Annotated in this window: 29 protein-coding genes; 7 read left to right on the top strand and 22 right to left on the bottom strand. The window is 69.2% G+C overall.

Going from position 1 to position 25,404, the window contains the following annotated elements; genetic code table 11:
• Nucleotides 1-37: 37 nt before the first annotated feature.
• Together FE633_RS27320 and FE633_RS27315 are read right to left on the bottom strand one after the other, a co-directional pair.
• Nucleotides 38-2,293, bottom strand: coding sequence for an aminoglycoside phosphotransferase family protein (locus FE633_RS27320; RefSeq protein WP_138047850.1), 2,256 nt, complete (start codon nt 2,291-2,293; stop codon nt 38-40).
• A gap of 237 nt (nt 2,294-2,530) precedes the next feature.
• Nucleotides 2,531-3,394, bottom strand: a complete 864-nt coding sequence (locus FE633_RS27315) for a GntR family transcriptional regulator (protein WP_246113849.1) — start codon at nt 3,392-3,394, stop codon at nt 2,531-2,533.
• 173 nt (nt 3,395-3,567) lie between these two features.
• On the opposite strand from FE633_RS27315, the gene FE633_RS27310 reads away from it, so the two are divergent.
• Nucleotides 3,568-3,750 (top strand): hypothetical protein, encoded by a 183-nt coding sequence (locus FE633_RS27310; protein ID WP_138047849.1) that lies wholly within the window; start codon nt 3,568-3,570, stop codon nt 3,748-3,750.
• Between the two features lie 11 nt (nt 3,751-3,761).
• On the opposite strand, the gene FE633_RS27305 is transcribed toward FE633_RS27310, so the two are convergent.
• Together FE633_RS27305 and FE633_RS27300 are read right to left on the bottom strand one after the other, a co-directional pair.
• Nucleotides 3,762-4,478: an HAD family hydrolase gene (locus tag FE633_RS27305; RefSeq protein WP_425473232.1), complete on the bottom strand. Its 717-nt coding sequence runs from the start codon at nt 4,476-4,478 to the stop codon at nt 3,762-3,764.
• A 29-nt stretch (nt 4,479-4,507) separates the two neighbouring features.
• Nucleotides 4,508-5,386 (bottom strand): GntR family transcriptional regulator, encoded by an 879-nt coding sequence (locus FE633_RS27300; RefSeq protein ID WP_138047847.1) that lies wholly within the window; start codon nt 5,384-5,386, stop codon nt 4,508-4,510.
• A 195-nt stretch (nt 5,387-5,581) separates the two neighbouring features.
• Here FE633_RS27300 and FE633_RS27295 point away from each other — a divergent pair, with 195 nt between their 5' ends.
• The gene (locus tag FE633_RS27295) at nt 5,582-5,773 is read left to right on the top strand and encodes a hypothetical protein (protein WP_138047846.1); all 192 of its coding nucleotides are present in this window, start codon (nt 5,582-5,584) and stop codon (nt 5,771-5,773) included.
• Nucleotides 5,774-5,797: 24 nt separating this feature from the next.
• Here FE633_RS27295 and FE633_RS27290 read toward each other — a convergent pair whose 3' ends face one another.
• Nucleotides 5,798-6,709 carry a winged helix-turn-helix domain-containing protein gene (locus FE633_RS27290; protein WP_138047845.1) on the bottom strand — a complete coding sequence of 304 codons (912 nt, stop codon included), beginning with the start codon at nt 6,707-6,709 and terminating at the stop codon, nt 5,798-5,800.
• Nucleotides 6,710-6,917: 208 nt separating this feature from the next.
• On the opposite strand from FE633_RS27290, the gene FE633_RS27285 reads away from it, so the two are divergent.
• A complete protein-coding gene (locus tag FE633_RS27285; RefSeq protein WP_138047844.1) occupies nt 6,918-7,103 on the top strand; it encodes a hypothetical protein in 186 nt (61 codons plus the stop codon).
• Between the two features lie 110 nt (nt 7,104-7,213).
• Here the strand turns inward: FE633_RS27285 and FE633_RS27280 are convergent, their stop codons facing one another.
• From FE633_RS27280 to FE633_RS27270, 3 genes are all read right to left on the bottom strand, one after another.
• Nucleotides 7,214-8,470 (bottom strand): GNAT family N-acetyltransferase, encoded by a 1,257-nt coding sequence (locus FE633_RS27280; protein WP_138047843.1) that lies wholly within the window; start codon nt 8,468-8,470, stop codon nt 7,214-7,216.
• A 374-nt stretch (nt 8,471-8,844) separates the two neighbouring features.
• Entirely contained in the window at nt 8,845-9,855 is a 1,011-nt protein-coding gene (locus FE633_RS27275; protein ID WP_138047842.1) for an asparaginase, read from the bottom strand.
• Nucleotides 9,856-9,956: 101 nt separating this feature from the next.
• Entirely contained in the window at nt 9,957-10,688 is a 732-nt protein-coding gene (locus tag FE633_RS27270; protein WP_138047841.1) for an RsiG family protein, read from the bottom strand.
• 161 nt (nt 10,689-10,849) lie between these two features.
• Between FE633_RS27270 and dtd the strand changes: the two genes are divergently transcribed.
• Nucleotides 10,850-11,275: a D-aminoacyl-tRNA deacylase gene (gene dtd / locus FE633_RS27265; protein ID WP_138047840.1), complete on the top strand. Its 426-nt coding sequence runs from the start codon at nt 10,850-10,852 to the stop codon at nt 11,273-11,275.
• 22 nt (nt 11,276-11,297) lie between these two features.
• Here dtd and ygfZ read toward each other — a convergent pair whose 3' ends face one another.
• The 4 genes from ygfZ to FE633_RS27245 all read right to left on the bottom strand — a co-directional run bounded on the left by ygfZ (nt 11,298) and on the right by FE633_RS27245 (nt 14,692).
• A complete protein-coding gene (ygfZ, locus tag FE633_RS27260) occupies nt 11,298-12,263 on the bottom strand; it encodes a CAF17-like 4Fe-4S cluster assembly/insertion protein YgfZ (protein ID WP_138047839.1) in 966 nt (321 codons plus the stop codon).
• A 34-nt stretch (nt 12,264-12,297) separates the two neighbouring features.
• A complete protein-coding gene (locus tag FE633_RS27255) occupies nt 12,298-12,765 on the bottom strand; it encodes a Fur family transcriptional regulator (protein ID WP_138047916.1) in 468 nt (155 codons plus the stop codon).
• 101 nt (nt 12,766-12,866) lie between these two features.
• Nucleotides 12,867-14,036, bottom strand: a complete 1,170-nt coding sequence (locus tag FE633_RS27250; RefSeq protein ID WP_138047915.1) for an RNA-guided endonuclease InsQ/TnpB family protein — start codon at nt 14,034-14,036, stop codon at nt 12,867-12,869.
• 80 nt (nt 14,037-14,116) lie between these two features.
• Nucleotides 14,117-14,692, bottom strand: a complete 576-nt coding sequence (locus FE633_RS27245; protein ID WP_138047838.1) for a heme-binding beta-barrel domain-containing protein — start codon at nt 14,690-14,692, stop codon at nt 14,117-14,119.
• 290 nt (nt 14,693-14,982) lie between these two features.
• Here FE633_RS27245 and FE633_RS27235 point away from each other — a divergent pair, with 290 nt between their 5' ends.
• Nucleotides 14,983-15,345: a DsrE family protein gene (locus FE633_RS27235; RefSeq protein ID WP_031051812.1), complete on the top strand. Its 363-nt coding sequence runs from the start codon at nt 14,983-14,985 to the stop codon at nt 15,343-15,345.
• A 40-nt stretch (nt 15,346-15,385) separates the two neighbouring features.
• Here the strand turns inward: FE633_RS27235 and FE633_RS27230 are convergent, their stop codons facing one another.
• The 9 genes from FE633_RS27230 to FE633_RS27195 all read right to left on the bottom strand — a co-directional run bounded on the left by FE633_RS27230 (nt 15,386) and on the right by FE633_RS27195 (nt 21,495).
• Nucleotides 15,386-15,769: a VOC family protein gene (locus FE633_RS27230; RefSeq protein ID WP_138047837.1), complete on the bottom strand. Its 384-nt coding sequence runs from the start codon at nt 15,767-15,769 to the stop codon at nt 15,386-15,388.
• A 10-nt stretch (nt 15,770-15,779) separates the two neighbouring features.
• On the bottom strand, nt 15,780-16,040 hold the full coding sequence (locus FE633_RS27225; RefSeq protein WP_119100227.1) for a DUF3099 domain-containing protein: 261 nt from the start codon (nt 16,038-16,040) through the stop codon (nt 15,780-15,782).
• A 176-nt stretch (nt 16,041-16,216) separates the two neighbouring features.
• Nucleotides 16,217-16,504, bottom strand: a complete 288-nt coding sequence (locus FE633_RS27220; RefSeq protein WP_033324392.1) for a DUF1416 domain-containing protein — start codon at nt 16,502-16,504, stop codon at nt 16,217-16,219.
• Between the two features lie 38 nt (nt 16,505-16,542).
• A complete protein-coding gene (locus FE633_RS27215) occupies nt 16,543-17,382 on the bottom strand; it encodes a sulfurtransferase (protein ID WP_138047836.1) in 840 nt (279 codons plus the stop codon).
• 156 nt (nt 17,383-17,538) lie between these two features.
• The gene (locus tag FE633_RS49850; RefSeq protein ID WP_351515640.1) at nt 17,539-17,619 is read right to left on the bottom strand and encodes a putative leader peptide; all 81 of its coding nucleotides are present in this window, start codon (nt 17,617-17,619) and stop codon (nt 17,539-17,541) included.
• Between the two features lie 216 nt (nt 17,620-17,835).
• Nucleotides 17,836-18,594 carry an LmeA family phospholipid-binding protein gene (locus tag FE633_RS27210; RefSeq protein WP_138047835.1) on the bottom strand — a complete coding sequence of 253 codons (759 nt, stop codon included), beginning with the start codon at nt 18,592-18,594 and terminating at the stop codon, nt 17,836-17,838.
• 343 nt (nt 18,595-18,937) lie between these two features.
• Nucleotides 18,938-20,257, bottom strand: coding sequence for a hypothetical protein (locus FE633_RS27205; RefSeq protein WP_138047834.1), 1,320 nt, complete (start codon nt 20,255-20,257; stop codon nt 18,938-18,940).
• A gap of 7 nt (nt 20,258-20,264) precedes the next feature.
• Nucleotides 20,265-20,519 (bottom strand): MoaD/ThiS family protein, encoded by a 255-nt coding sequence (locus FE633_RS27200; RefSeq protein WP_138047914.1) that lies wholly within the window; start codon nt 20,517-20,519, stop codon nt 20,265-20,267.
• A 49-nt stretch (nt 20,520-20,568) separates the two neighbouring features.
• Nucleotides 20,569-21,495 carry an alpha/beta hydrolase family protein gene (locus tag FE633_RS27195; protein WP_138047833.1) on the bottom strand — a complete coding sequence of 309 codons (927 nt, stop codon included), beginning with the start codon at nt 21,493-21,495 and terminating at the stop codon, nt 20,569-20,571.
• Between the two features lie 255 nt (nt 21,496-21,750).
• Here FE633_RS27195 and FE633_RS27190 point away from each other — a divergent pair, with 255 nt between their 5' ends.
• Both FE633_RS27190 and FE633_RS27185 read left to right on the top strand, forming a co-directional pair.
• Complete coding sequence (locus FE633_RS27190; RefSeq protein ID WP_138047832.1) at nt 21,751-22,569, top strand: winged helix-turn-helix transcriptional regulator; 819 nt, start codon at nt 21,751-21,753, stop codon at nt 22,567-22,569.
• Between the two features lie 23 nt (nt 22,570-22,592).
• Nucleotides 22,593-23,615, top strand: a complete 1,023-nt coding sequence (locus tag FE633_RS27185) for a LacI family DNA-binding transcriptional regulator (protein ID WP_138047831.1) — start codon at nt 22,593-22,595, stop codon at nt 23,613-23,615.
• Nucleotides 23,616-23,732: 117 nt separating this feature from the next.
• On the opposite strand, the gene FE633_RS27180 is transcribed toward FE633_RS27185, so the two are convergent.
• Nucleotides 23,733-25,404, bottom strand: a 1,672-nt coding sequence (locus FE633_RS27180; protein WP_138047830.1) for a trypsin-like serine protease, incomplete at its 5' end; no start/stop codon positions are given.

Raw genomic sequence — 25,404 nt, 5'->3', positions numbered from 1 at the left:
CGGCCGCAGGCAGTCCACTCTCACCCATGCCCCGAGCCTACGCAGGCCGTCCGGCAGGCTCAGGCCGCCGCCCCCTGCCCCTGCCGCTGCCGCCTACGCGAAGCGCACTGGCAAGATAGGGATTCGCCGTCGGGCGGGCCGGCAGGCCCAGCGAGCCGGTGGCCGATGCCAGCGTCATCGCGTACGAGTCGACAGCCCGGCGCACATTGGGGGCGTCCAGGCTCGCACCGGTCACCAGGCGGTCGAGATCCACGTACGCGGACCGGACGATCTCGATCCATCGGTAGACGCGCCAGTCCTGCCGCCAGTTCTGGGTGAACTCCGGGGGCAGTCGTTCCTCCCAGCGGCGGAACATGCGATCGCGGATCTCCGACCGGGTCGGGGTGAGGTGCATGTGCCGGACCAGGTCGTAGAGCGGATCACCGACCAGCGACATCTCCCAGTCGATGATGGTCAGCGCCAGGTGGTCGTCGCGGCGTACCAGGTTCCACGGGTTCAGATCGCCGTGCAACAGGGACCGTTTCCGGTGGCTCACCTTGTGCCGGGACAGGATCTGCCTCAGCCGGGAGGCGTCCGGCAGTCCGAGGAGCCGGGCCAACTGCTGGGACTCCTTGGGCAAGTCCCGTACGAGTGCCACGAGTTGTTCGCTCAGCCAGGGGTGGAAGCTCCCCTCCCCCTCCTCGGCAACCGGGTCGAGCTGGGTGTAGTCCACGTCCGTCAGGGCGCAGAGCTGATCGACGAGCCGGTCCGCCTCGTGCGGCAGCAAGCCGTACACCGGGTGGTTGGGCGGCTGCTCGATGTCGGACGGTCCCTCATACGTGTGGATGGCGAAGCGCTCTTTGCCGTAGCTCTCCCCCAGCGCGAGAACCCTCGGTGCGGCCACCGCGACCTTCGACTCCTCGATGGCCCGCAACACGGCATGCTCGCTGAGGAAACTGCGCTCGCGCCGGCAGGCCTTCGCCAGCTTGCGCCGCACCACGACGGGGAAATCGACGCCGGGCACCCGGACCACCGAGTTCAGGTGGGCCGTGCCCTTGAACACCCGGCCGGCCGGCGCGGCGCCCTCCGCGAGCAAGGCGCCCCCCACCACGGAAGTGGGAAACTCGGGGTGCTCGGGAAGTCGCTTGTCCGGTTCCCAGCCGATGGACGTGAAGGAGGACATGAGGCCCTTCGCCTCGCCCCGGGAAACCCGCCACCGGAACAGGGCCCGCTCGATCTCGGCCTTGCTCGGCAGGCCGCGGAGCCTCAATGGAGCCTTCGCCACCTCCAGAGCCTTGCGCACCGCCGCCGTCGCCTCGTCCAGGGTCTTCTGGTCGAACGATTCCCCCAGTGATTGCGCGGCCCGCATCACGTCCGGGTAGACGGACTGCGCCCGTTCGAAGTCGATGTAATGGCGCAGGTCGTTGGCCAGACCGTTGACGGCCGCCGGCCGGATCCGCTCCATGGCCTCCGCCCAGGCGTCAATCACCTCGCCCCGCTGGTGGGAGGGGTACTGCATGCGCACGAGGTGCGTCGCGAGGTCGTGCAGGGGATCGCCGTAGGTCGCCAGTTCCCAGTCCACGCAGATGAGGGGCGGGTCACCGTCGTACGACATGATCAGGTTGTCGCGGTGCAGGTCCGCGTGGAGCAGGCTGTACGGCCGCCGCGCCATCGCGGGTACCCGCTCGGCCAACCGGATCAGCGCGTCCTCCGGGATACCGAGCGCCGCGAACAGCCCTCCGAACTCAGGCCAATTGGGCTGCCGGATCTGGCGGTCGGCGAGGCGCGCCAGCGTCTGCAGAAAGCCCTGGCTGTCCTTGTCGTTGCGGGGCCAGACATCCGGCAGCGGTGGCAGTGCTTCTCTGCGTACCTGGGTCATCTGGGCGAGCAGGCCGGCCAGGGCTTTCATCAGGAGTGTGTCGACGGGCTTTCCGTTCCCGCAGACGCTGGAGAGCGGTACACCTTCCACATAGCTGTGGATCGCGAAACCGTCCCCTTCGACCAGACACTGCGGGGCGTGGGGCAGGATGCCCTTGACGGCGCCGAGGATCTCCGCCTCGTTCTCCCAGGTCCTGATCACCACGGGCAACGCCTCGGCACGCCGGATCCGCACGGTCACGGACCTGCCGGCCTCACGGCCCATCAGGCGCGCCGCATCCTCCGTCAACGGCAGCACGTAGTTCTGGTTGTGGTGCCCGTTGCTGGCTTGTCCCCACCGCTCGGCGTTCTCCACGAAGGCCCTGAAGGCGGCATCGGGCAGCTCGCCGGGAGGGCGTTCCCCGAGAAGGGGAGGGAGAACAGGTGGTGCGCCCACTGGCCGCTCCGAGGTGCTCGCGCGAGGGTAGCTGGTACGGCAAACGCTAATCGCCGGTGATACTCCGCACGACTAGAGTCAAGCCCGAGTGGGTAGAACGGGTGGTTTGCCACTCTTCTGCGTCAGGTCTTTCGATGTTGGCTTGTTCGCCATCCCATACGCATGAACCTGAGCAGTTGCTCACGGGGTGCGGGAATGCTACAGCACACTCCTGGGGTAATCTCCCGGTCCCCTCCGCTACTCGGAGAGCAGATCCCAGACGGAGTCGAACCACTTCTGCATGCTGGATACGAACACCGATCCCACGGAGGTGTCGTCGGCGTCCTTCTCGAAGTGGGTCAGCTCCGCATCCAGACCCAGGACGTCCAGAGCCTCGATCTCCTCGTCCCCGGCCAGGTGAATGGTGCGCTGCAGCACCTTGTACGGCCCGAAGACCGCCTCGTTTCCGTTGAGCAGGTACAGCTTGTTCGTGGGCGCCAGCGGAATGTGCCTGATCTCGAGGTCGACGGACGGCACGGTCTGCGCATGCTTCAGGTTGAGCATCGCGTCTCGCAGCGAGGACGTGTGCCTGCGCGTGATGTCGTCCACGCGCTCCCGCACCCGGGGGTCGGGGTCGTCCACTGCGCGCACGTAGGGCAGATCCACCGAGGAGGACGGCAACAGCATGCGCACGCCGATGTGCTGGGGCTGGATGCGACCTGACCTGATCAGTTCCGACTGGACCCGGATATGGGCATCCAGCGATTCGGAGGACAGCGTGAACACGTCCAGGGTGACCTCGGCCTGCCTGAACGCCGCGCCTATGAAGTCCCCCAGGTAAACCTTTCCCTGGGCTGCGGTACTCGCGCCACTGGAACGGATCCGCTGGCTCTTCAGTACCCGCGATCCGCGCCCCTGACGGGACTCGATCCAGTCTTCGTCGGCGAGCATCCGCAGAACCCGCTGCACGGTGTCGCGCGAAACGCCCAGCTCCGCAGCCAGTTCTCGCTGTGGGGGCAGGAACGACCCCTCGGGGTAGGCACCGCCGGATATGCGGGAGAGCAGCGTCTCCGCGACACGCTGGAACTCCCTGCCACCGTCAATGCCCTGCCCGCTGCTCACAAGCCGACCGTACCGCTGACGGCCGTGAAGCACACCACTTTCAGACAAGTCGGCAGTCAACCAAGACCCACAGTTAGGTGATCAAAGAACAAGGGGACAACCAAGTAACGTCAACCAGTCCAATTGGACTGCAAGTTGATCGCTTCACTGGGATTGGTGAGGGGTGGGTAAGCATGGCCTTGTATCAACTTCTGTCGTTCGTCCTGGGTCTCGGCCTGGAGCAGCTGGTCCAGTGGCGATACGGCGCCATGGGGCTCGCCTGCCTGCTCCTGATCGGTATAGGCGTACGCGCCCGGAACTCGGCATGTCTGACCACGGCCGCCGTACTGTTCGTCCTTCTGATGACTCAGGCATGACTCGGGCGGAGTCAGGCATGACTCCGCAGACTCCGGACCACCCGCAGGAGGAGTTCCAGAGAGCCCACGACGGTCGTGGCCCCCGCCTCCCTCAGGATCTTCTCCTTGCGCTCGTTACGCGCGTAGCCGATGAACGGCACCTCGGCCTGTCGCGCCGCGTGGAAGTCCGAGGGGGTGTCGCCGATCATCAGTCCGGCCGCGGGCGCGGCCCCCATCGCGCTCAGCGCGCGGTTGAGGCAGTGCGGGTCGGGCTTGAGGAGTTGGAGGTCCTGGGTGCGGCCGTAGATGTGCGGGGTGAAGCAGGAGATGAGGCCGCGGCCGGCCAGGTACTCGCGCACCACCCGCGGGGAGTTGTTCGTGGCGATGGCCAGCCGGGAGCCCACTGCTTTCCAGGTGCGTATGAGCGGATCGGCGTAGGCCGTGGGCATCGCCGACGTCGCGGCGCGGAGTTCCTCCTGGGTGAGACGTTCCTCCAGCTCCGCCACCAGATCGCTGCCGGGGTGCCGGCGGTCGACGGCGCGCAGGACGATGTGCGGGTCGAGGGACTCCCGTTCCGTCTCCGTCACCAGGCCGTGCAGGCCCCGCCCTTCGAGCCACTCCACGAGTTCTCTCGCCACCCGGTCCGCCGAGTGGCCCGCGAACAGCCGACAGACCGGCCCGTCGAAGTCCCAGAGCACAACGCGCGCGCGTGTGATCAGTTCTCGCAGGTTCTCTGTCTCTGCTTCCACCAGTTCAGTCTGCGTCGTATCAGAAGTCACTAGGAGAGTGTCAGGTCCGTGGTGATGGTTTCCCAGAGGGCGTCGAACCACTTCTGGGACTGATCCACGAACGCGGCGTCGCGCTGGCCGGCCTGTTTCTCGAAGGAGAAGAGGAGGGACTTCGATCCCAAGGTGTCGTACATGTCGAGCGTCCCGGTGTCCATCGGCTCCTCCCGGCGCGTGATCATGTAGTACCCGATCAACGCTTCCGAGCCGTTGAGCAGGTACAACTTCACCGGCGGCGTGAAGGGCAGCGCGCGGTAGGTGACGCGTACGTCGATGCCGTGCGAGGAACGCAGGGAGCGGAGGTTGTGCCGGAGAACGTGGCCCTGGGCGTTGCGCATCTCCAGCCAGCGCTGGTGGACCGGGTCGTCGTCGCCGCGGTCCTCGACCGAGACCGGGAACGCCAGGTTGATGTCCCGGGAGGGCAGCAGTACGCGGACGTCGATCGACTGGGGCCGGATGCGGCCCTCGTGGATGAGGCGGACCGGTTCCCCGAGGGCCAGCATCAGGGTTTCCGCCGTGAGGCAGACGGCGTCGACGCGGACCTGCGGGGCTGCGAACGCCTCCGTCAGACGTGGTGCCAGGCCGACCATCGTCGGCTGGGGCTTGTCGCGGGTGGGCGTCACCTCGGCGATGCGCGGCGGGCTGCCCTTGCTGACGTTGCTGAGCAGGCCGTCGTCCTGAAGCGCCCGTAGGGCCTGGCGGACCGTGCCGCGTTCCACACCGAACTCGTCGGCCAGTTCGGCCTGCGTGGGCAGGCGGTCCCCGGCCTTGAGCTCGCCCTCGCGGATCCGTTCGCGCAGGGTGTCGGCGATCTCCTGGGGCGAGAGCCTTCTGCTGCCGTTCACTGCAAGGTTCTCCTGAGTCACGACCAAACGTTACAACTTCGATCCATCTATGGGGAGTTGTTTGGAAGGTGGTTTTCTCTCCAACCAACTGGGGATAACTTACCCAGAGTTGGTCGCCAACTTAACCAAGATGGCGGAACTTTTACCTCCTCTCGCAAGCACTTGGCAGATAGGAAGCCCCCGCCCCTGGAAGTTCCCGTCCCTCCCGAAGGAGGAGCCACCATGCCCGCCATCGCCTTCATCTGCGCCGTCTTCGTCGTCGGCTTCGAACAGCTCGTCCAGTGGCGGTACGGCCCGGCCGGCATCCTCGGCCTGCTGCTGCTCAGCATCGGGATCAAGACGAAGAGCCCCACCTGCAGCTCGATCGGCGCCGTCCTCCTCGCCGTGCTCGTCGCAGGCCCGGCCCTCTCGTGAGGCCGGAACACACCCCGGGAGACCTCAGCTCGTGAGCACCAGCTCCGAACTGATGGTCTCCCACAGTGCGTTGAACCACAGATGCGACTGCTCCACGAACGTGGTGTCCCGCAGTCCGTCCCCCTGCTCGAAGGGGAACAGCATGGACTGCGTCCCCTCGGCGTCGTACATCTCCAGGTACTCGTGGTCGATCTCCTCGCCGCGCCGGGTGAGGGTGTAGTACGCGAACAGCGCCTCCTCGCCGTTGAGCAGGTACAGCTTCACCGGCGGTGTGAACGGCAGCGCGCGGAAGTGGACCCGTACATCGATGCCGTGCGTGGCCCGCAGGGCCAGCAGGTTGTGGCGCAGCACCTGGCCCTGGGCGTTGCGCTGGGCCAGCCAGCGCTCGTGCACCACGTCGTCCTCGCCCGAGCCCTCCACGGGCACCGGGAAGGCGAGGTCGATCTCACGGCTGGGAAGCAGAATCCGGACGTCGACCTTGGCTGGTTTTATTCGGCCTTCGTGGATGAGGCGGAGGGGTTCTCCCATGGCGAGGGTGAGGGAGACCGACGTCAGACACAGGGCGTCTATCTCCACGTGAGGGGCCGCGAAGGCGGCCGCTATCCGCGGTGCCAGCGCCACCATGGTGGGCTGCGGCGGAGCTTCGGGCCCGGTCAGGGCCTCGGCCACGTTCTGGGCGACGGTCGCGGGGCTGCCCTTGGACACGTTGGCCAGCAGGTGTTCCGACTGCAGGATGCGCAGCGCCTGGCGTACGGCACCTCGCTCCACGCCGAACTCGTCAGCCAGTTTGGCCTGCGTGGGCATGCGCTGTCCCGGCCGCAACTCGCCGGACCTGATCCGGCTGCGCAGCTCGTCGGCCACCTCTCTGTGTGACTTCTGTGGCCGTTGAGACCGAGTCCGCCCATTGACGGCGACGTGTTCCGGGTCCACAACCAAACACTACAACTTCGCGCCATCTTTGGGCAGTTACTGGGAAGGTGGTTATGAGACGCTTCCAAGCGGAGATAAGTCCAGTGGAGTTGGTCACCAACTTCAGCAACATGGCCAAACTTTCCGAGGGTTGGTCACCATGGGTGACTACGTCGACCAGGTGGCCGACCCTCAACCGGGGGTCCGTGTCCCCCATCCCGAAGGAGGGACCGTCATGCCGCTCATCGCCCTCGCCATCGCCGCCCTCGTCATCGGATTCGAGCAGCTCGTCCAGGTCAAGTACGGGGCGATGGGCCTCATCGCCTTCGTCGCTCTCTCCATCGGCATCAAGGCCAAGAACACCATGATCGGCGGCATCGGAGCCGTGATTCTCGTGATGCTGCTCGCCCAGACCGGCTGACCGGACGCCACCGTCTGTCAGTCCGGCTGACCGGGCTCCCTTCCGGAGGGGAGCCGGGAGCCCGGTCAGTCCGTTCACCGCACGCTACGGAGGAGGAGGTGACAGGGAGTTCAGAAGACGTCCGGGCACCACGGTCGCCTGGACGTACGCAACAGGGCGTCGGCGGTGGTCGCGGCGCCCGCCCGCGCCTCGGCCACCCGGCCGAGCGCGGCGAGCCGCACCGCCGACTCGTCCCCGAGCCAGAGCGCCGCCAACTCACCTACATCCAGCGTGAGTTCGGCGGCGTCCGTCGTTCGCGCGCAGGTCGCCCCGTCCGGTGACGCGTCCAGCCGGTACCGCCCCGCGGACAGCCCGTCCGGGTCGGTGACCTCCAGCACGAGCGTCCCGGAAGCGGTGTACGTACGGGCTTCCAGCGCCCGTACGACATCCAGGATCCGCACCCACAGCCAGTCCGCCTGCGTGCTGATCGCCGCGGCACGCGGATCCGGCAGGAACTGCGGCACCAGATCATCCGGGGCGCGGTGCCCCGTCTTCACCGTCTTGATCCAGTCCACCGAGCAGAGGTACCGCCACAGCGCACGCTCGGCGGCCGGCGAGACCGCGATCAGGTCCTTCACCTTCGCCGTGTTCAACGGCTGCTTGGCGTCGCCCCAGTGGTCGTCCACGGTGTACGTGAGCAGCCCCTCGACCTCTCCGCGCCGACCCCGGTACACGGCGTGGAAGGGCTCGGTCCACGACACCCGGTCCAGAGCCAGCGCACCGGTGCTGACCCGCCACCACCGCTCGTCCCGGTCGACCGCACCCGCCTGGGTCCGCCTGAGCCGCTCGTGCAGCTCCGGCCCGATCTTCCGTACGTCCTCGCCGTCCACGAGGTCGACCCGCCCGCCGTCCTCCGGATCCGCCCAACGAGGGTCCAGCCCCGCGCGCGGCACGTCGATCGTCCACTCGGCGACGTGGGTGGCCGGTCCGAAGCCGTACCGGCCGTAGATCGGGTGCTCCGCGGCGATCAGCGTCGCCACGACGTCGCCGCGTGCCTTCGCGGCCGCCAGGTCCTGCGCCATCATGCGCGTGAGGAGGCCGCGGCGGCGGTGGGTCGCCGTGACCGTCACGTTCGAGATGGCGTCGGCGGGTACGGCTGCGCCGCCCACCGTCGTGAGTTCCTGGGCGAAGGAGCGGAACGTTGCCACGCAGCGGTTGCCGTCGAAGGCGCCCCGGGTTCGCTCGGGCACGATGTACGTGCTGCGGTCCGCCACTTCTTCCTTCGACACGGTCGGTGCTCGTAGGAAGCCGGTGTTCAGCGCGCGGATCCAGTCCGGGATCTCTTCCTTGGTGATCGGGCGTACGTCTATGTCCTGGGGGCGGCTCATGGGCGCCAGCCTAGGCAGACGTGGGCGGCCCGCCCCAAGGGTTTTCGCCCCCGCCGCCCCTACCCGACCCATCCCTGGGGGCTGCGCCCCCGGCCCCCCGGGTTCGTCTTTCGGCTGCCGGCCGGCTGTGGCTGGTCGCGCAGTTCCCCGCGCCCCTGAAGGGGCGCGACCCGAACCGCCTTCACGCGGGAGGCAGGGGGGAGGGGGTGGGTCTCGTACTTCGGCTGCGGGCCCACCATAGCTCGTCGCGCAGTTCCCCGCGCCCCTGAAGGGGCGCGACCCGAACCGCCTTCGCCCGGGAGGCAGGGGGAGGGGGTGGGTCTCGTACTTCGGCTGCGGGCCCGCCGTGGCTCGTCGCGCAGTTCCCCGCGCCCCTAAAACGCGGGGCGTAGCTCACCCACCTCGGTTTCTCCGCCCAGCAGCGGCACCCGTCCGATCCGTGACACCACCGGTTCCCGCACGCCCAGTAGCGTCAGTGCGCGGGCCAGTACGGGGCGCAGTGCTCGTGGCGCGCCGTCGTCGACCTTGAAGGCGAGCGCGCGGCCGTCCGGCAGGGCGACCGCCTGGACGCCCTCCGCGCCCATCTTGGACAACACCCCCGGCACCTCCCGCATCAGCCACGTGTCGTGTCGACGCGTCCCGGCGACGTACTCGGGGTGTGCGCGCATCGCGTCGGCGACGCGTCTCTCGGCCGAGCCCGGCTCGGCGAGGACGAAGGAGCGGAAGGCGCGGGCCAGCCCCGTCAGGCTGATCGCCATCAGAGGGGCACCGCAGCCGTCCGTACCGACCGCGGCCACCGCTTCCCCCGCCGCCTCCTCGACCACGGCCAGAATCTCCCTCTGGAGCGGGTGCGAGGGGTCCAGATACGACTCCGTCGACCATCCCCGCAGCGCACACGCCGCGAGCATCGCCGCATGCTTCCCGGAGCAGTTCATCGTGATCCGCTCACGCACACTCCCCGCGGCGAGATACGTCTCCGCCTCCACCGCGTCCAGCGGCAGATCCTCCGGACACTGGAGGAGCGCCGCGCTCAGCCCGTTCTCGGCGAGCATCTTGGCCACGAGATCCCGGTGGAACCCCTCCCCCGAGTGGCTCGCGGCCGCCAGCGCCAGCTGCTCTCCCGCGAGGTCGAGCCCCGCCCGCAGGATCCCGGCCGCCTGCATCGGCTTGTTGGAGGAGCGGGGAAAGACGGGCACCGAGACATCTCCGAGCGCGAGCTCCACCGCCCCGTCCGCGCCCAGCAGCACCAGGCTGCCCCGGTGACGCCCCTCGACGAATCCGGAGCGCACGACCTCGACGAGGACAGGGGGTAGGGCGGATGTCGCAGGGTTTGTGGATATCGCAGGCGGTGACGGTGGTGCCGGTGGTGTGGCGGAAACGGGCATCGGCGGGTGGCCTCCCAGGACAGGGACCCGCTCGCCGGCTCCGCCCCAGGGTCGCCCCGGGCAGAGCCGACGACGACCCCGGGATCACCGGGGCCGCCGCGTCACACGAGCAGGTCGTCTACTTGTGCTTCGCCTTCACGGTACCTGCGGGCAATTTCCGCACTGCACTGGTCGGCGGTCCGTTGCAGCCGCTGCCGCCGCCGCGAGACCTGCTGCTCGTACCGCACGAGCCGCACCATCGCGGTGTTCAGCTCCGGATCCGTACGGGCCTGAAGGTCGGACAGCTCCACCTCGGCGAGCATGTCCGCGGCCAGCCGCCGGAACTCCTCGCTGTGCGGCGTGCCGAGCGTCACATGCCGGGCCGACGACCGCTGCCGCGCAGGCGCGTCCGTCAGGATCTCCGACAGCCGCTCCACGACGGACGAGACGTCCGACGAGTGGGCCGGCGAGCCGGCGGACGTCGTCTCGCCGGCCGCCACCACCCCGGACACCGCCCCGGACGCCGGCACCGACGCCGACACCGACCGCCCGGGCTCGGCCCGCCGCCGGAGCTCGGCGCGCAGGATGTCGATGCGCCCCTGAAGCAGCCGCCGTACATAGCTGAGGTCCGCCTCGTCCCGCTGTGCGCCTCGCCGCAGCGTGCGCAACTCGGGCAGCAGCAGCAGCGACACGTCCTGCTCGGGCGACGGCTCGGGCATCGGGCTGTCCGTCCGCTGCGTGGGCGGACGCGGCGCGATCGGATGCGGCGCGCCCCCGATCGCACCTGGCCCACGCTCCCCCCGGACCAGCGAAACGAACCCGGGCGGCTGCCCCGCGGTACTCGATGTGCTCATACGCCTCAACCGTCCCCTCGATCGGCGTGTGTGAGCATCGTGCCACCCCAAGTGGCCGCAATGGGACCAACTACCCCCGTTCGGCCCCAGTTCATGGGGTTAAGCGCCAATAAGAAAGACTCCTTACGGAGGTCAAGCGAGCGCACGGCATGATGGTCCGTATGCGTGCAGTGGTACAGAGGGTTGACGGCGCGAGCGTCGTCGTCGAAGGCGAGACGGTCGGCGAGTTCAGCGGCGAGGGGCTGTGCGTCCTGGTGGGCGTCACCCACGACGACACCAAGGAGAAAGCGGCCCAACTGGCCCGCAAGCTCTGGTCGGTGCGCATGCTGAGCGACGAGAAGTCGTGCAGCGACATCGACGCGCCGCTGCTCGTCATCAGCCAGTTCACGCTCTACGGCGATGCCCGCAAGGGCCGCCGCCCCACCTGGAACGCGGCCGCCCCCGGCGATGTCGCCGAGCCCCTCGTGGACGAGGTCGTCGCCCAGCTGCGTTCACTGGGCGCGACGGTGGCGACGGGCCGTTTCGGCGCCCAGATGCGCGTGTCCCTGACGAACGACGGCCCGTTCACGGTGCTGCTCGACATCTGAGCGGCGGCCGAGCCGAACGTACTTACGGCTCGACCACGACTTCCTGCGCCGCGGCCGTCGTCCCGGCCAGGAGCGGCGCATCGACCGGCACGTTCCGCTTCACCAGCGCCAGCGCGATCGGGCCGAGCTCGTGGTGGCGTACGGACGTCGTGATGAAACCGATCTTGCGGCCGTCCGGGCCGTCGGCCGCGAGCCGGATGTCGGTGCCGGGGACCGGCAGATGGACCTCGCTGCCGTCGAGGTGCAGGAAGACGAGCCGGCGCGGGGGCTTGCCCAGGTTATGGACGCGGGCGACGGTCTCCTGGCCGCGGTAGCAGCCCTTCTCCAGGTGCACCGCGGTGCCGATCCAGCCCAGCTCGTGCGGGATGGTCCGGTGGTCGGTCTCGAAGCCGAGCCGCGGCCGGTGGTTCTCGACGCGCAGGGCCTCGTACGCGAGGATCCCGACCGCCGGGCCGCTCTTCTCGGCGTACGCCTCCAGGTCGCCGCGCGGAAGGAACAGATCCCGCCCGTGCGGGGTCTCGCGTGCCACGACACCCTCCGGCGTCTCGGCGATGGAGCCGGCCGGCAGGTGCACGACCGCGAACTCGGCGGTCCGGTCGGCGACCTCGACGCGGTAGAAGAACTTCATCGACTCCAGGTACGCGATCAGCGCGTCCTGGGTTTGGGGCTCGACGTGCGCCCACACCGTCTCGCCGTCGTCGACGAGATACAGCGCGTGCTCGATGTGTCCGTGCGCGGAGAGGATCAGCGCCTCCGTGGCACGGCCGGTCGGGAGGTCGGAGACGTGCTGGGTGAGCAGGAGGTGCAGCCAGGCGAGCCGGTCCTCCCCGGTGACGCTCACGACACCGCGGTGCGAGAGATCCACGAAACCGGTGCCGTCGGCGAGGGCGCGCTGTTCGCGGAACAGATCGCCGTAGTGGGCGGCGACGCCTTCGTCCACGCCCTCCGCGGGAACGGCGCCGGGCAGGGACAGCAGGGGGCTCTTCATGGGCATACAGCCTACGACCGAGTAGGTGCGTTTTTTATTTCCTCTTACCGGTGCAGTCCTCGCATCGGCCGAAGATCGCGAAGTGCTTCATATCGGTGTCGAACCCGAAGGTCTCGCGCAGCTTCGCCGTGAACTCGGCGGCCACCGACACGTCCGCCTCGATGACGCTCGTACAGTCCCGGCACACCAGATGGATGTGGTGGTGGCGGTCCGCGAGATGGTACGTGGGCGCGCCGTGCCCGAGATGGGCGTGGCTGACCAGACCGAGCTCCTCCAGGAGCTCCAGGGTCCGGTACACCGTGGAGATGTTGACCCCCGACGCCGTCTTGCGCACTTCGCCGAGGATGTCGTCGGGGGTCGCGTGCTCAAGGGTGTCCACGGCTTCGAGCACCAGCTGCCGCTGCGGAGTCAGCCGGTAGCCACGCTGCCGCAGATCACTCTTCCAGTCGGTGCTCTCGGCGCCGCTTTCCGCGTTGCTTTCGGTGCTGCTATGAGTGCTCACCACACCTGGAAGTCTAGAACTACGTCAGCTACCCATGCTGCGGTCCCGGGTTTGCGGCTCAGGTCATCGATGGCTTCGATGAGACCGGCTGCGTCCAGCCCTCACGCCAGGGGTGCGAGAGCAGGGGCCACTGACCTGGCCCCGCAGACCCACACCCACCAGCCGCGAGAGGCGATGTTGTGGGACGCGTTGAGGTCTGCGTGTTCAACGAAGCCGCAAGACCTGCAGGCGAACACGGCCTGTGATGGCCGATTGCGCTTGTCGATGTGGTGACACTGGGAGCATTCCCGGCTGGTGTATACCGGATCCACGTACACCACCGGAACTCCGGCCCGCTTGGCCTTGTACGAGATGAACGCACCCAGCTGATGGAACGCCCATGAGTGCAACGTAACGCGTTGGGGCTTCCTGAGCCGTGCCCGCTCGCGGATGCCGCCCAGGTCCTCCAGGGCGATCCCGCGATCGGTGCGTTGAGCCTCCGCCACGATGCATTTACTGATCTTGTGGTTGATGTCGCGAGCCCGGCGCGCTTCCCTGCCCGCATGCCGCTTCGCCCGCCGCTTGGCGGACTTCGTCCCCTTCCGCTGCAGCTTGCCGCGCAGCTTCCGATCCTGTTCGCGGCGGCGGTTCAGGTGTCGTCCGCTGTGCCGCCGCCCGCTGGACGTGGTGGCGATGTTCGTGATCCCAAGATCCACCCCGACGAAGCCGTCCGGCCTGCTGTTCTCCTCGACATCGGGAACCTCGCAGGTTGCGATCAGATACCACTGCCCATCCCGGCACAGCAGATCCGACTCGCCGCGTCGGTAGCGGGCCAGTAGCTCCAGCTGCTCCGAATGCCCGGTAAAGGTGATGTTCTTCAGTCGCCCGCTTGTGGTCCAGATCGACACCGTGGCGGCGCCGATCTGCCAGGACAGACAGCGGTCATCGAACGGCTGTGCCGCCCCCGCACGAAACGTGATCGGCTTCGAGGTGGCCCTCGCATACCGCTTCGAGGTCGGCTTGCCCAGATTTCCCACCCTCGCATGAGCCTTCAACGCGGCGTACGCGTCCGCTACTTTCCGTAGCACATGCAGTGCGGGCTGCGCCGACAGCCCCCGCGTCCGAAGATCGACGTACGCAAGGGCCTGCAACCCCGCGCGAGAGGTCACCCGACGGGCGAACGCCTCGGCCGACAGCCAGTTCGCTGCCGCGTTGCACGATCGCAGCGTCGCCTCAAGTGCCGCCGCCTGCTCGGGCGTTGGCAGGAGCTTGACCCGCACCACCAACTTCACGATCACGAAGTTATGCGGCGACTTGCGGCGCGTCCCGCCGAGCCACACCATTCACCCAAACAGGCGACCCATCGGGGGAATCACTTGAAGAAAGCGATCCCGTCGTCGGGCATGTCGTCCGGCAGGGCCTTGGCCCAGCGCTCGACGTCCTCCGGGGAGACGACCTTCTTGAGCTGGGCGGACATGTAGGGGCGCAGCGGGACGTCGGGGGTCTGCTTCTCGCCGACCCACATGAGGTCGCTCTTGACGTAGCCGTACAGCCGCTTGCCGCCGCTGTACGGGCCCGAGGCGGCCGTACGGGCGACCGCGTCCGTCGCCAGGTCGATCTGCGGCTTCTTGTCGGCCAGCTCGCCGTACCAGACCTCGACGACACCGTCGTCGCGGGTCATCACGACCTCGACCTTGCGGTCTGCGTCGATACGCCAGAAGCCGGTCTCGGTCTCCAGCGGCTTCACCTTGTTGCCCTCGGAGTCGAGGACCCAGGTGCGCGAGTGGTACTCGAGGAAGTCCCGCCCGTCGTGGGTGAAGCTGACTTCCTGGCCGAAGTTGCACTTCTCGGCACCGGGGAAGTCGTGAACGCCCGCGCCGGTCCAGTTGCCGAGCAGGAAGGCGAGGGGGACGAGGTCCTTGTGGAGGTCGGACGGGATCTCGATCATGAGCAGCTCAGAAGTCCGTACGTGTGAGGTCTGGGGCGTCTGTGACGGGGGTCAGCGCTGGCCCTGGTACAGCTTCTTCACGGTCAGCCCGGCGAAGGCGAGGACACCGACGCAGACCAGGATCAGCAGGGCTTCGAAGAAGTACTCAAGCACGGGGTGCTCCTTGGATGAGCGTGAGCGAGGGTTGGCGGTACACAGAGCCGGGTTCCAGCCTACTCGGCCGGGGCCCGGGGCTTGCCGCGAGGTGCCGGGACCCGGACAGGCTCTGGGACAGGGCCTAGCATGCGGCCATGGCGAAGAAGCTCGTGATCAAGGTGACGGCCGGGGCGGACGCCCCCGAGCGCTGCTCGCAGGCGTTCACGGTGGCGGCGGTCGCCGTGGCCAGCGGCGTGGATGTCTCGCTCTGGCTGACCGGCGAATCCGCGTGGTTCGCGCTGCCGGGCCGCGCCGCCGAGTTCGAACTACCGCACGCGGCACCGCTCCCCGACCTGCTCGAGTCGGTCCTGGCCGGCGGCCGCCTCACCCTCTGCACCCAGTGCGCGGCGCGCCGGGACATCACGGAGAAGGACGTCATCGAGGGCGTACGCATCGCGGGCGCCCAGGTCTTCGTCCAGGAGGCGCTGGCGGACGGGACGCAGGCGCTCGTCTACTGAGACGAGTCGCCCGGATCGTGGTGGTGGCCGCCCCGGCGGCCTACTCCGCCGTCTCCACCCACAGGCAGAACGGATGCCCTGCCGGGTCGAACAGCACCCGTACGTCGTCCTGCGGCTGGTATCCGGCGAGCACGGCCCCTTCCGCGACCGCCCGCGCGGTCTCCGCCTCCAGGTCGTCGACCTCGATGTCCAGGTGCAGCATCATCTGCTGGTCGCCGGGCTTCCTGGTCGGCCAGACGGGCCGCACGTACTCCGGCTCGGTCTCGAAGGAGAGCGAGACGCCGTCCCCGTCCGGCGGCCCGACGAGCACCCAGTGGGGTTCGTCCGCGCGCACCTCGTACCCGAGCAACCGCACGTAGAAGTCGGCCAGTTCATGGGCGTCGTGCGCGTCGAAGGTGACGGTGGACACTTTGACTCGCGGCATGCGTACTGTCCTACTGCCGGCGCTTCTTGCCGTCCAGCTCGTCCCACCACTCGTCGGACTTCGGATCCCCGGACGGGTCGTCCCACCACCGGTCGTCGGGCCCGCGCCGGTTCGCCACCACGGCGGCGAGCGGCGGGATCACCATCGCCACGAAGCACATGCCGACGGCCACGGGAATCGACCAGAGCCGCACGACTCCCCAGGCCAGGACGAACAGCCCGAGGCACGTGCCCATCATGGCGAAGTACACATGGCGGCGTCGCGCGTACATACGTCCAGCGTAGATCCGAAAGGAGCCCTTCGGCACGCCTCGCGCAGCCGAAGGGCCGCACCCCGATCAAAGTGGTGGCGTCCAACCCCCGGGGGTGCGGCCCTTCAGCCGTTCATACGGCCCTGCGGGCCGGATTTCTCAGAGCTGCTCAGAGTGCAGCAGCCTGCTCGGAGTGCTCAGACGGCGATGGCCACCTCGGCCAGGCCGCCGGTCTGGGCGACGACCGTACGGTCCGCCGTGCCACCCGGGACGAGGGCGCGCACCGTCCACGTGCCCTCGGCCGCGTAGAAGCGGAACTGTCCGGTCGCCGAGGTCGGGACCTCGGCGGTGAACTCGCCCGTCGAGTCCAGGAGACGGACGTAGCCGACCACGGGCTCGCCGTCCTTGGTCACCTGGCCCTGGATGGTGGTCTCACCGGGCTTGATCGTCGAGGCGTCGGGGCCGCCGGCCTTCGCTCCACACATGTGCTGCTGCTCCTAGGTAGTTGAGAAAGGTCGGGGGCTTACTTGTTGGCGCCGAGCTCGATCGGCACACCGACGAGGGAGCCGTACTCGGTCCACGAGCCGTCGTAGTTCTTGACGTTCTCGACGCCGAGCAGCTCGTGCAGGACGAACCAGGTCAGGGCCGAGCGCTCACCGATGCGGCAGTACGCGATGGTGTCCTTGGCGAGGTCGACCTGCTCCTCGGCGTAGAGCTCCTTGAGCTCGTCGTCCGGCTTGAAGGTGCCGTCGTCGTTGGCGTTCTTCGACCATGGGATGTTGCGGGCGCTCGGGACGTGGCCCGGGCGCTGCGACTGCTCCTGCGGCAGGTGGGCCGGGGCGAGCAGCTTGCCGCTGAACTCGTCGGGGGAACGGACGTCGACCAGGTTCTGCGAGCCGATCGCGGCGACGACGTCGTCACGGAAGGCGCGGATCGAGGTGTCCTGCGGCTTGGCCTTGTACTCGGTCTTGGCGCGGGTCGGCACCTCGGCCACCAGGTCGCGGGAGTCCAGCTCCCACTTCTTGCGGCCGCCGTCGAGGAGCTTGACGCCCTCGTGGCCGTACAGCTTGAAGTACCAGTACGCGTACGACGCGAACCAGTTGTTGTTGCCGCCGTAGAGAACGACGAGCGTGTCGTTCGCGATGCCCTTCTCCGACAGCAGCTTCTCGAAGCCCGCCTGGTCGATGAAGTCACGGCGGACCGGGTCCTGGAGGTCCTTGGTCCAGTCGATCCGGATGGCGTTCTTGATGTGGTTCTTCTCGTACGCCGATGTGTCCTCGTCGACCTCGACGATGGCGACCTTCGGGTCGTCCAGGTGCTCCTGGACCCAGTCGGCGTCTACCAGGACGTCGCTGCGGCTCATGCTCTTTCTCCTCCGGGGCAGTTGCGGCGGGGCGGTGCGTCAGTAATGGGGTGCGTGTACGCGCATGACCGCGCACGCGTACGTGGCGCACGGGGTGGCCCTGACTCGGGCGGTCCGGTCGAAGGGCCCGGGAAAACGGGAGTTCGTGGCTCCCGCTCAGAAGGAGCGACAGAGCATGGCGGCGACGCGGCACAGGTCGACTGCCCGCCGCTTCGTGAGATCCGCCTGTCGCTTCATGCTCTCGATCGTAAGGACGGACAGGCGGACATGTCACCGACGTGTCGCATGGTGAGACGCGATCGTCCGCGATGCGGGATGGGGGCAGCGTGGAGGTGACTTCGCCCCGGATCCGGGCGCACGTGTTGGCGCCTGCCGGCGCCCGCCGCGGTGTTCACATCTGCTGTGCGGACGAGTCCGTCTCGCCTTTCGGACAGCTGTTCCTCCGTCGGTGTCCTACCCGACGAGCTTGACGTCCGAACCCTTCACAGTGATGTCGACGCCGTTCGGGGCCGCTTCGACCTTGTCGATCTTGATGCCGCCGGGCAGGCCGTCGATCCGCTGCTTGAAGTCCGTGACCGAGCGCGCCTTGTCCTCGGCGAGTTGCACGCCCAGGTTGGGCAGGCCGTCGGCGTGCGCCTTGACGGTGTCGCCCTCGACGCTGACCGTGCTCAGCACGGAGACCGGCTCGGGCAGCTTGGTCCCGAGCACGGTGGCTTCGACCTCGACCTTGATCTTGCCGTTGCCTCCGTCGGAGAGGCCGACGACCTCGGCGGTGACTCCGCGCGCGAGCTGCACCGGCTCGGACTTGGCGGCCTTGAGGAGTTCGTCGTACGAGATCGTGGCCGTGCCGGAGGCGGAGGCGGCGGTGGCGGAGCTGTAGTTGCCCGAGAAGGCGACGCCTCGCATCTGGGCGGTCAGGTCGTCGATACGGATCTTGCCCGCGGCGGTGCCGGTGCCACTGCCGGCCGCGCCGGCCGTGGAGGCCTCGTAGTTCTTGATGCCGACCTCGACCTCGTCGAGTTCGCCGCCGACGACCTGGGTGAGGAAGGGGAAGCCCTTGATGGACACGTCGGGTGTGCTGGCCAGGCCCTCGCTGGTCCGCAGCTTGTCCGCCGCCTCGTCCTCCGCGAAGCCGACGGCTACGCGGTCCGCTATGACGAAGAGTCCGCCCAGGATGACGGCGACGATCAGGAGTATTCGCAGTGCACGCATGTCTTGGTGTTCCCCCACCTCGGCATCGACGACCTCCGGTGGCCGTCGAGCGAGCGTAACCCCGTCCGGGGGTTGGGTGGGGTGGTGGACGTGGGTTGTCGATCAGCTGTGACAGGTGGGGCCCCGTACCTGGGGGCTCCGCCCCCAGACCCCCGATCGGCCTGAACGGCCTCGTCCTCAAACGCCGGACGGGCTGGTGAGTGCTGGCCCGGGCGCGAACACTCCAGCCCCTCCGGCGTTTGAGGAGCGGGGGTCCAGGGGGCAGAGCCCCCTGGCGGGGTCTGGGGCGGAGCGCCAGGGGACGGGAATGGGTAGGGGCGGCGGGGGCGAAACAAACCCCGCCTCAGGCCAGCGCCCTGCCCACCAGATAGATCGCCGGGGCCGCCGCCGCCAGCGGCAGTGCCACACCCGCGGTGAAGTGGACGAAGCGGGACGGGTAGTCGTACGCGGCGACCCGGTGGCCGATCAGGGCACAGCCTCCGGCCGCCGCACCGAGAAGCGCACCGCCGGTCCCGAAGTCCGTCACGCCACCCAGCGCGACACCGACCCCCGCCGCGGCCGGCAGCGCCAAGAGCACCGAGACCGGCGTCGGCAGGGGAAGGGCGCGGACCAGGACGGCCGCCGCGACCGCCGCCCCGCCCACGGTGACGGCGTCGGCGACCGCCGCAAGGTGCCCCGTGGCGACGATCGCGAGCGCCGCCGAGGCAACCGTGGCCATCAGGCCGTACATGCGCTCGTCGGGATCGGCGTGGCTGCGGAGCTGCAGGACGAGGGTGAGCAGGACCCAGACACCGAGGGTGCCGAGGATCGCGGCGGGGGCGTTCTCACGGCCGGTCGTGAGCAGCACGATGTCCGCCGTGAGCGCGCCCGCGAAGGCCAGCGCGATGCCCTGCCGGGCGGGCCACATGCCGTTCAGGCGGAACCAGCCCGCCGCGGTCAGGGCCTGCAGGATCACCAGGGGTACGACCAGCGCGTACTGGCCGATCGCCGCCGCTCCCGAGAGCAGCAGCCCGAGCGTCGCCGTCAGCGCGGCCGGCTGCCCACCCGGCTCGATGATCGGCGAACGCCCTTCCGCGCGGGCGCGCTGGGCGTCGGTGACCCGGGGGTTGCCGGTGACGGTCGGCGGGCCGTAGGCGGGAGCGCTGTGAGAGGGAGCGGCGGCCTGGTCGCCGCTCGCCTGGGCTGCGGAAGCAGGGGCAGGAGCGGGAGCGGGGGCGAGGTCGCCGTAGGCGGGATCCTGCGCGGGTGCCTGGACCGCGTGGTCCCACCCCGGAGTCTGCGCCGCCGCGTAACCCTGCCCGGGCCGGCTCGCATACCCCGAATGAGCCTCCGGAGGCAGCGGCTGCCCCAGCGTCCCGTACCCGTGGCTCGTGCCCGACGGCGTGCCGTACTGCTGCGCCCCGTACTGCTGCGCCCCGTACACGGGCTCGCCCGGAGCCTGCGGCTGCTGATACGCCGTGTCAGCCGGAGCGGGAGCCGGAGCCTGGGCCTCGTCCGCGGACGCGGGCCGCACCTGCGGCTGGTACTGGGTCTCCCAGGTCTGGCCCTCCCACTGCTGGGTGTCCTCCTGGTGGCGTTCGTCGTACTGCTGCTGCCCGGGCCAGACGGGCTGCTGCTGATCATGATGAGGGTCGTACCCCTCGTACGGCTGGTTGCTGCTCATGGTCCCGTCACCCTCCTGCGAACGGCGGGAGCACCTCGACCGTGCCGCCCTCGGCCAGCCGTACCGTCTCATGTCCGCGCGTGCCCACGGGGTCCCCGTCGATGAGGAACGAGCATCGCCGCAGGACACGGACGAGTTCGCCGCCGTGTCGTGCGCGCACCGCGTCGAGCGCCTGCGCGAGGGTCTCCGCGTCGTACGGCTCCTCCGCGACGCCGGCGGCGGCCTTGGCGGCGGCCCAGTAACGCACCGTGCCCTGTGCCATCAGGTTCAGTTCCTCGCTCAACGGGTCAATGGTTACGGTCACGGCCAGGCTAGCCCGCGGCCGAGGCCGCCCACTGCCCGATCCGCTCCAGCAGTTCGTCGCCCGCCGCGTGCTCCGCATGGCCCATCCCCGCCTCCAGCCACAGCTCGGCGTGCCCGCCGGCCGCCGCGGCCAGCATCCGGGGGTGGTCCACCGGGAAGTACCCGTCCCGGTCGCCATGGACGATCAGCAGCGGTGTGGGGGCGATCAGCGGGACCGACTCGACCGGGGACAGCGGGACCGGGTCCCATTCGCGATGGTGGATCCGGGTCCGCAGGCCGTAGCGGCCCACCGCTCGGCCCACGGGCCGGGTCACCAGCCAGTGCAGGCGCCGCATGGGGGCCGTGCCCCGGTAGTACCAGCGAGCCGGAGCGCTCACGGACACCACCGCGTCCGTATGCGCATCCGGATGTGCATCTGTACGCGCTTCCCTCCGCGTATCGGCGCGCCCCTCACGCGCCTCACGCCCCTCACGCGCCTCGCGCTCCCCGGCAGAGGCCCCGTACTCGGCCGCGTGCCGCAGCGCGACCGATCCGCCCATGGAGAAGCCGACCGTGGCCACGCGCGTGTGTCCAAGCTCTCGCGCCCATGCGACCGCCGCCGCCAGATCGAGTACCTCGCGGTCGCCGAGCGTGGAACGCCCCGCGGAGGCGCCGTGCCCGCGGAAGGAGAACGTGATCACGGCCGCGTACTGCGCGAGGACACCCGCCGCCCGGCGCACGTGGGGCCGGTCGAGATCCCCCGTGAAACCGTGCGCGACCACGATCACGAGGTCGTCGGATCTGTGGGAGGACGGGGCGTACGCCGCCTCGATCGTGACCCCGTCGACCGTGCGCAGAAACCTCCGCAGCATCCTCCGCCGCTCCACTCCCCGGGCTGTCTCAGTGTGTGGACGATGCAAAGATCGCGTCACATGACCTGCCGGACCTTGGCTCATGTGGGTTATTCTGCTGGGCAGAGGACTCGGGCAGCGTAGCCCCCGGGTCCTTTTGCGCTTTCTGGAGGGTCGTACGAGCGTGGAGTACGAGCGCTGTGACGACGAGGAAGCGCAGGTGCGGCGCCCAGGGGCGCGGGAGCCGCGACCGGTAGGAAGCAGTGCCGCAAACGTCCTCGCAGGGACCGAGGAGGAACCAGACGTTATGGGCGAGCGAACCTTGCACAACCGTAGGACGACCCGGGCAGGTGGGGCGCGATGAGCTCTCTGCTGCTCCTGACCAATGCCCTTCAGCCGTCGACGGAGGTGCTTCCCGCTCTCGGCCTGCTTCTGCACAACGTGCGAGTGGCTCCGGCGGAAGGCCCCGCACTCGTTGACACACCTGGTGCCGACGTCATCCTGATCGACGGGCGCCGTGACCTCCCGCAGGTGCGCAGCCTGTGCCAGCTGCTGCGCTCCACGGGCCCCGGCTGTCCGCTGATGCTCGTCGTGACGGAGGGCGGTCTCGCGGCCGTCACCGCCGACTGGGGCATCGACGACGTGCTGCTCGACACCGCCGGTCCGGCGGAGGTCGAGGCGCGGCTGCGGCTCGCCATGGGCCGCCAGCAGATCGTCGCCGACGACTCCCCCATGGAGATCCGTAACGGCGATCTATCCGTGGACGAGGCGACCTACAGCGCCAAGCTCAAGGGCCGGGTCCTCGACCTGACCTTCAAGGAGTTCGAGCTCCTGAAGTACCTCGCGCAGCACCCGGGCCGCGTCTTCACGCGCGCGCAGCTGCTGCAGGAGGTCTGGGGTTACGACTACTTCGGCGGTACGCGGACGGTCGACGTCCACGTACGACGGCTGCGGGCCAAGCTCGGACCCGAGCACGAGTCGCTGATCGGGACCGTCCGGAACGTCGGTTATCGATTCGTTACGCCGGAAAAGATCGACCGTGCCGCGGACGAGGCGAGGGCCAAAGCGGCCCAGCCAAAGCCGGAGGATGCGGACGAGACGGCTCACCTGGACGCCCCCTCGGACCCCGGGCTCGCGGCGGAGCCACAGGAAGCCGCCGTACGCCCTGCCCAGAGGTAGGTCCATCCGCGTAGACTCCGCGCGTGGCCAAGGTGACTAGGGATGATGTGGCGCGGCTGGCGGGTACTTCGACCGCCGTCGTCAGCTATGTCATCAACAACGGACCCCGGCCGGTCGCCCCGGCCACGCGCGAGCGCGTTCTCGCCGCGATCAAAGAGCTTGGCTACCGACCCGACCGGGTCGCGCAGGCGATGGCCTCGCGGCGTACGGACCTCATAGGACTGATCGTGCCGGACGCGCGCCAGCCGTTCTTCGGCGAGATGGCGCACGCGGTCGAACAGGCCGCGTCGGAGCGCGGAAAAATGGTGCTCGTCGGTAACTCCGACTACATCGGCGAGCGCGAGGTCCACTATCTGCGGGCCTTCCTCGGCATGCGGGTCTCCGGACTGATCCTGGTCAGTCACGCCCTGAACGATCTGGCCGCCGCCGAGATCGAGGCGTGGGACGCCCGCGTGGTGCTGCTGCACGAGCGGCCCGAGGCGATCGACGACGTCGCGGTCGTCACGGACGACATCGGCGGCGCCCAGCTCGCCACCCGCCACCTCCTGGAGCACGGCCACGAGTACGTCGCCTGTCTCGGCGGCACGGCGGAGACCCCCGCCGTCGGCGACCCGGTCTCCGACCACGTCGAGGGCTGGCGGCGCGCGATGCAAGAGGCTGGGCGGCCCACCGAGGGCCGCCTCTTCGAGGCGCTCTACAACCGCTACGACGCCTACCAGGTGGGCCTGGAGCTGCTGTCCGGGCCGAACCGGCCGCCCGCGATCTTCTGCTCCACCGACGACCAGGCGGTCGGCATCATGCGTGCGGCGCGCGAGCTGCGCATCGATGTGCCGGGCGAGCTGGCCGTCGCCGGCTTCGACGACATCAAGGAAGCCGCGCTCACCGATCCGCCGATGACCACGATCGCCTCCGACCGCTCGGCGATGGCCCGCGCGGCCGTCGACCTCGTGCTCGACGACGGCGTCCAGCGCGGCTCCCGCCGGGAAGAACGCCTGAAGCTGTTTCCGTCGCGGCTGGTCGTACGCCGTTCCTGCGGCTGCAACTGAGCGCTCCGCTGAGAAGGCGGTCCGAACCTGCAGGTCCGTCGTGGCTGGTCGCGCCCACGCGGCGAAGCCGCATGATGTGACGTCCCCGCGCCCCTCAGGGGCGCGGGGACGAGCGTCTCAGAACAGCAGGTTGTACTGGTTGAAGCCGGTGCCCAGGCTGACGCGGGACGCGAAGAGGTCCGTGGACGCCTTGCCCGTACCCCGGTAGAGCCACAGCGTGCCGTCCGACGACCGGGCGAGGACGTCGGCGGTGCCGTCACCGTTCATGTCGCCGTTGGTGACGTACGAGGTGAAGTTCCAGCCCGTACGCGCCTTGATACGGGACGACCACGGGGCCGACACCTTGCCCGTGCCCCGGTAGAGCCACAGGGTGCCGTCCGTGGAGCGGACCAGCAGGTCGGGCTTGCCGTCTCCGGAGAGGTCGCCGCGGCCCATGAGCTTCACGCCCTTCCAGGCGCCGGACACGACCTTGACCTTGCCGTTGAACTGGCCGTCGCCCTTGCCCGGGTACAGGTAGACCGAGCCGTCCGCGTCCAGCGCGACCAGGTCGGGGCGGGCGTCACCGGTCAGGTCGCCGGGGATGGCGTACGACTTGTAGCCGCCCCAGACCGAGCTGATCTGCATCCAGTTCCACTCCCAGGTGGAGTGGTCCATGTAGCTGCGGTAGAGCTTGCCGTCCGTCTTGTCCCGGACGATCGTTTCCTGGAAGAAGTCCCGGTCCAGGTCGGCCTGCATGCCCCAGCTGATGCCCTCCCAGCCGTTGCCCTGGTAGGCGCGCTGTGCGAGCGAGGTGCCCCGGCTGTCCTGCTGGAAGAGGTTGCCGGAGGGCGTGCGGGCCAGCAGGTCGGCGCGGCCGTCGAAGGTCAGGTCGGTGTCGTCGATGCGCGGCTGGGCGGCCCAGGTGTACGAGGACACCTTCGTGAACACCGGGTACGCGCCTTGGGCCGTGCAGCCCGCGACGCCCCACGAGACGATGCCGACGATCTTGCCGCCGACGACGAGGGGCCCGCCGGAGTCGCCGTTGCAGGGGCTCTTGGTGCCCTCGTCGGTGCCGGTCGCGGGGGTGCCCGCGCAGATCATGGAGCCCTCGACGAAGTAGTCCGCGCCGAGAACCGACTCCATGGAGCTGTTGCAGGTCGAGTCGGCGACCAGCGGGAGGCTCACCTTGCGGAGCTTCGTGGACAGGGCGGCGCCGTCGGCTCCGGAGGTCAGGCCCCAGCCGTACACCGTGGCCGTGGTGCCGGCGGTGTAGAGCGCGCTGTCGTCGGACGCGGCCAGGCGCAGCCAGGGCTGCTCAAGAGGCCGGTCGAGGGTGAGGACCGCGACGTCGTTCCTCGTGGTCGCCGCGTCGTACTTCGGGTGGCTCCACTGGCGCCAAACGCCGGCGACGGTGCCGTTCGTGCCGTCGTTCAGGTCGGTGGCACCGGCCACCACGGCGCCGAACTGCTTCCAGTCCAGGCCCGCCACGCAGTGGGCGGCGGTGAGGACCTTGGTCGGGGAGACGAGGGTGCCTCCGCAGAAGTAGCTCTGCTGGGCGGCCTCGTCGTGGTACGCGAGCTGGACCATCCACGGGGCGTCGGCGATCGTCGTCTCGGTGCCGCCGATGATGAACGGGGACTTGGTGGGTGCGTCCGTGGCCGGGGTGGCCTGGTCCTCGGCGGCCTCGACGACGCGGTCGCGCAGTTCGGCCTCGGAGGCGGTGGGCGCGGGGGCCGTCTGCCGGGCGACGCCGGGGTCGGGCAGGGCGGCCGGTCCGTCGGCCGCGCTCGCGGGCTGCGCCGCGAGGGCG

The sequence above is a fragment of the Streptomyces montanus genome, assembly GCF_005786655.1.
Lineage (GTDB): Bacteria > Actinomycetota > Actinomycetes > Streptomycetales > Streptomycetaceae > Streptomyces > Streptomyces sporangiiformans.
The sequence above is the reverse complement of the archived record's forward strand: the minus strand, read 5'-3'. Positions and strand labels throughout refer to the sequence as shown.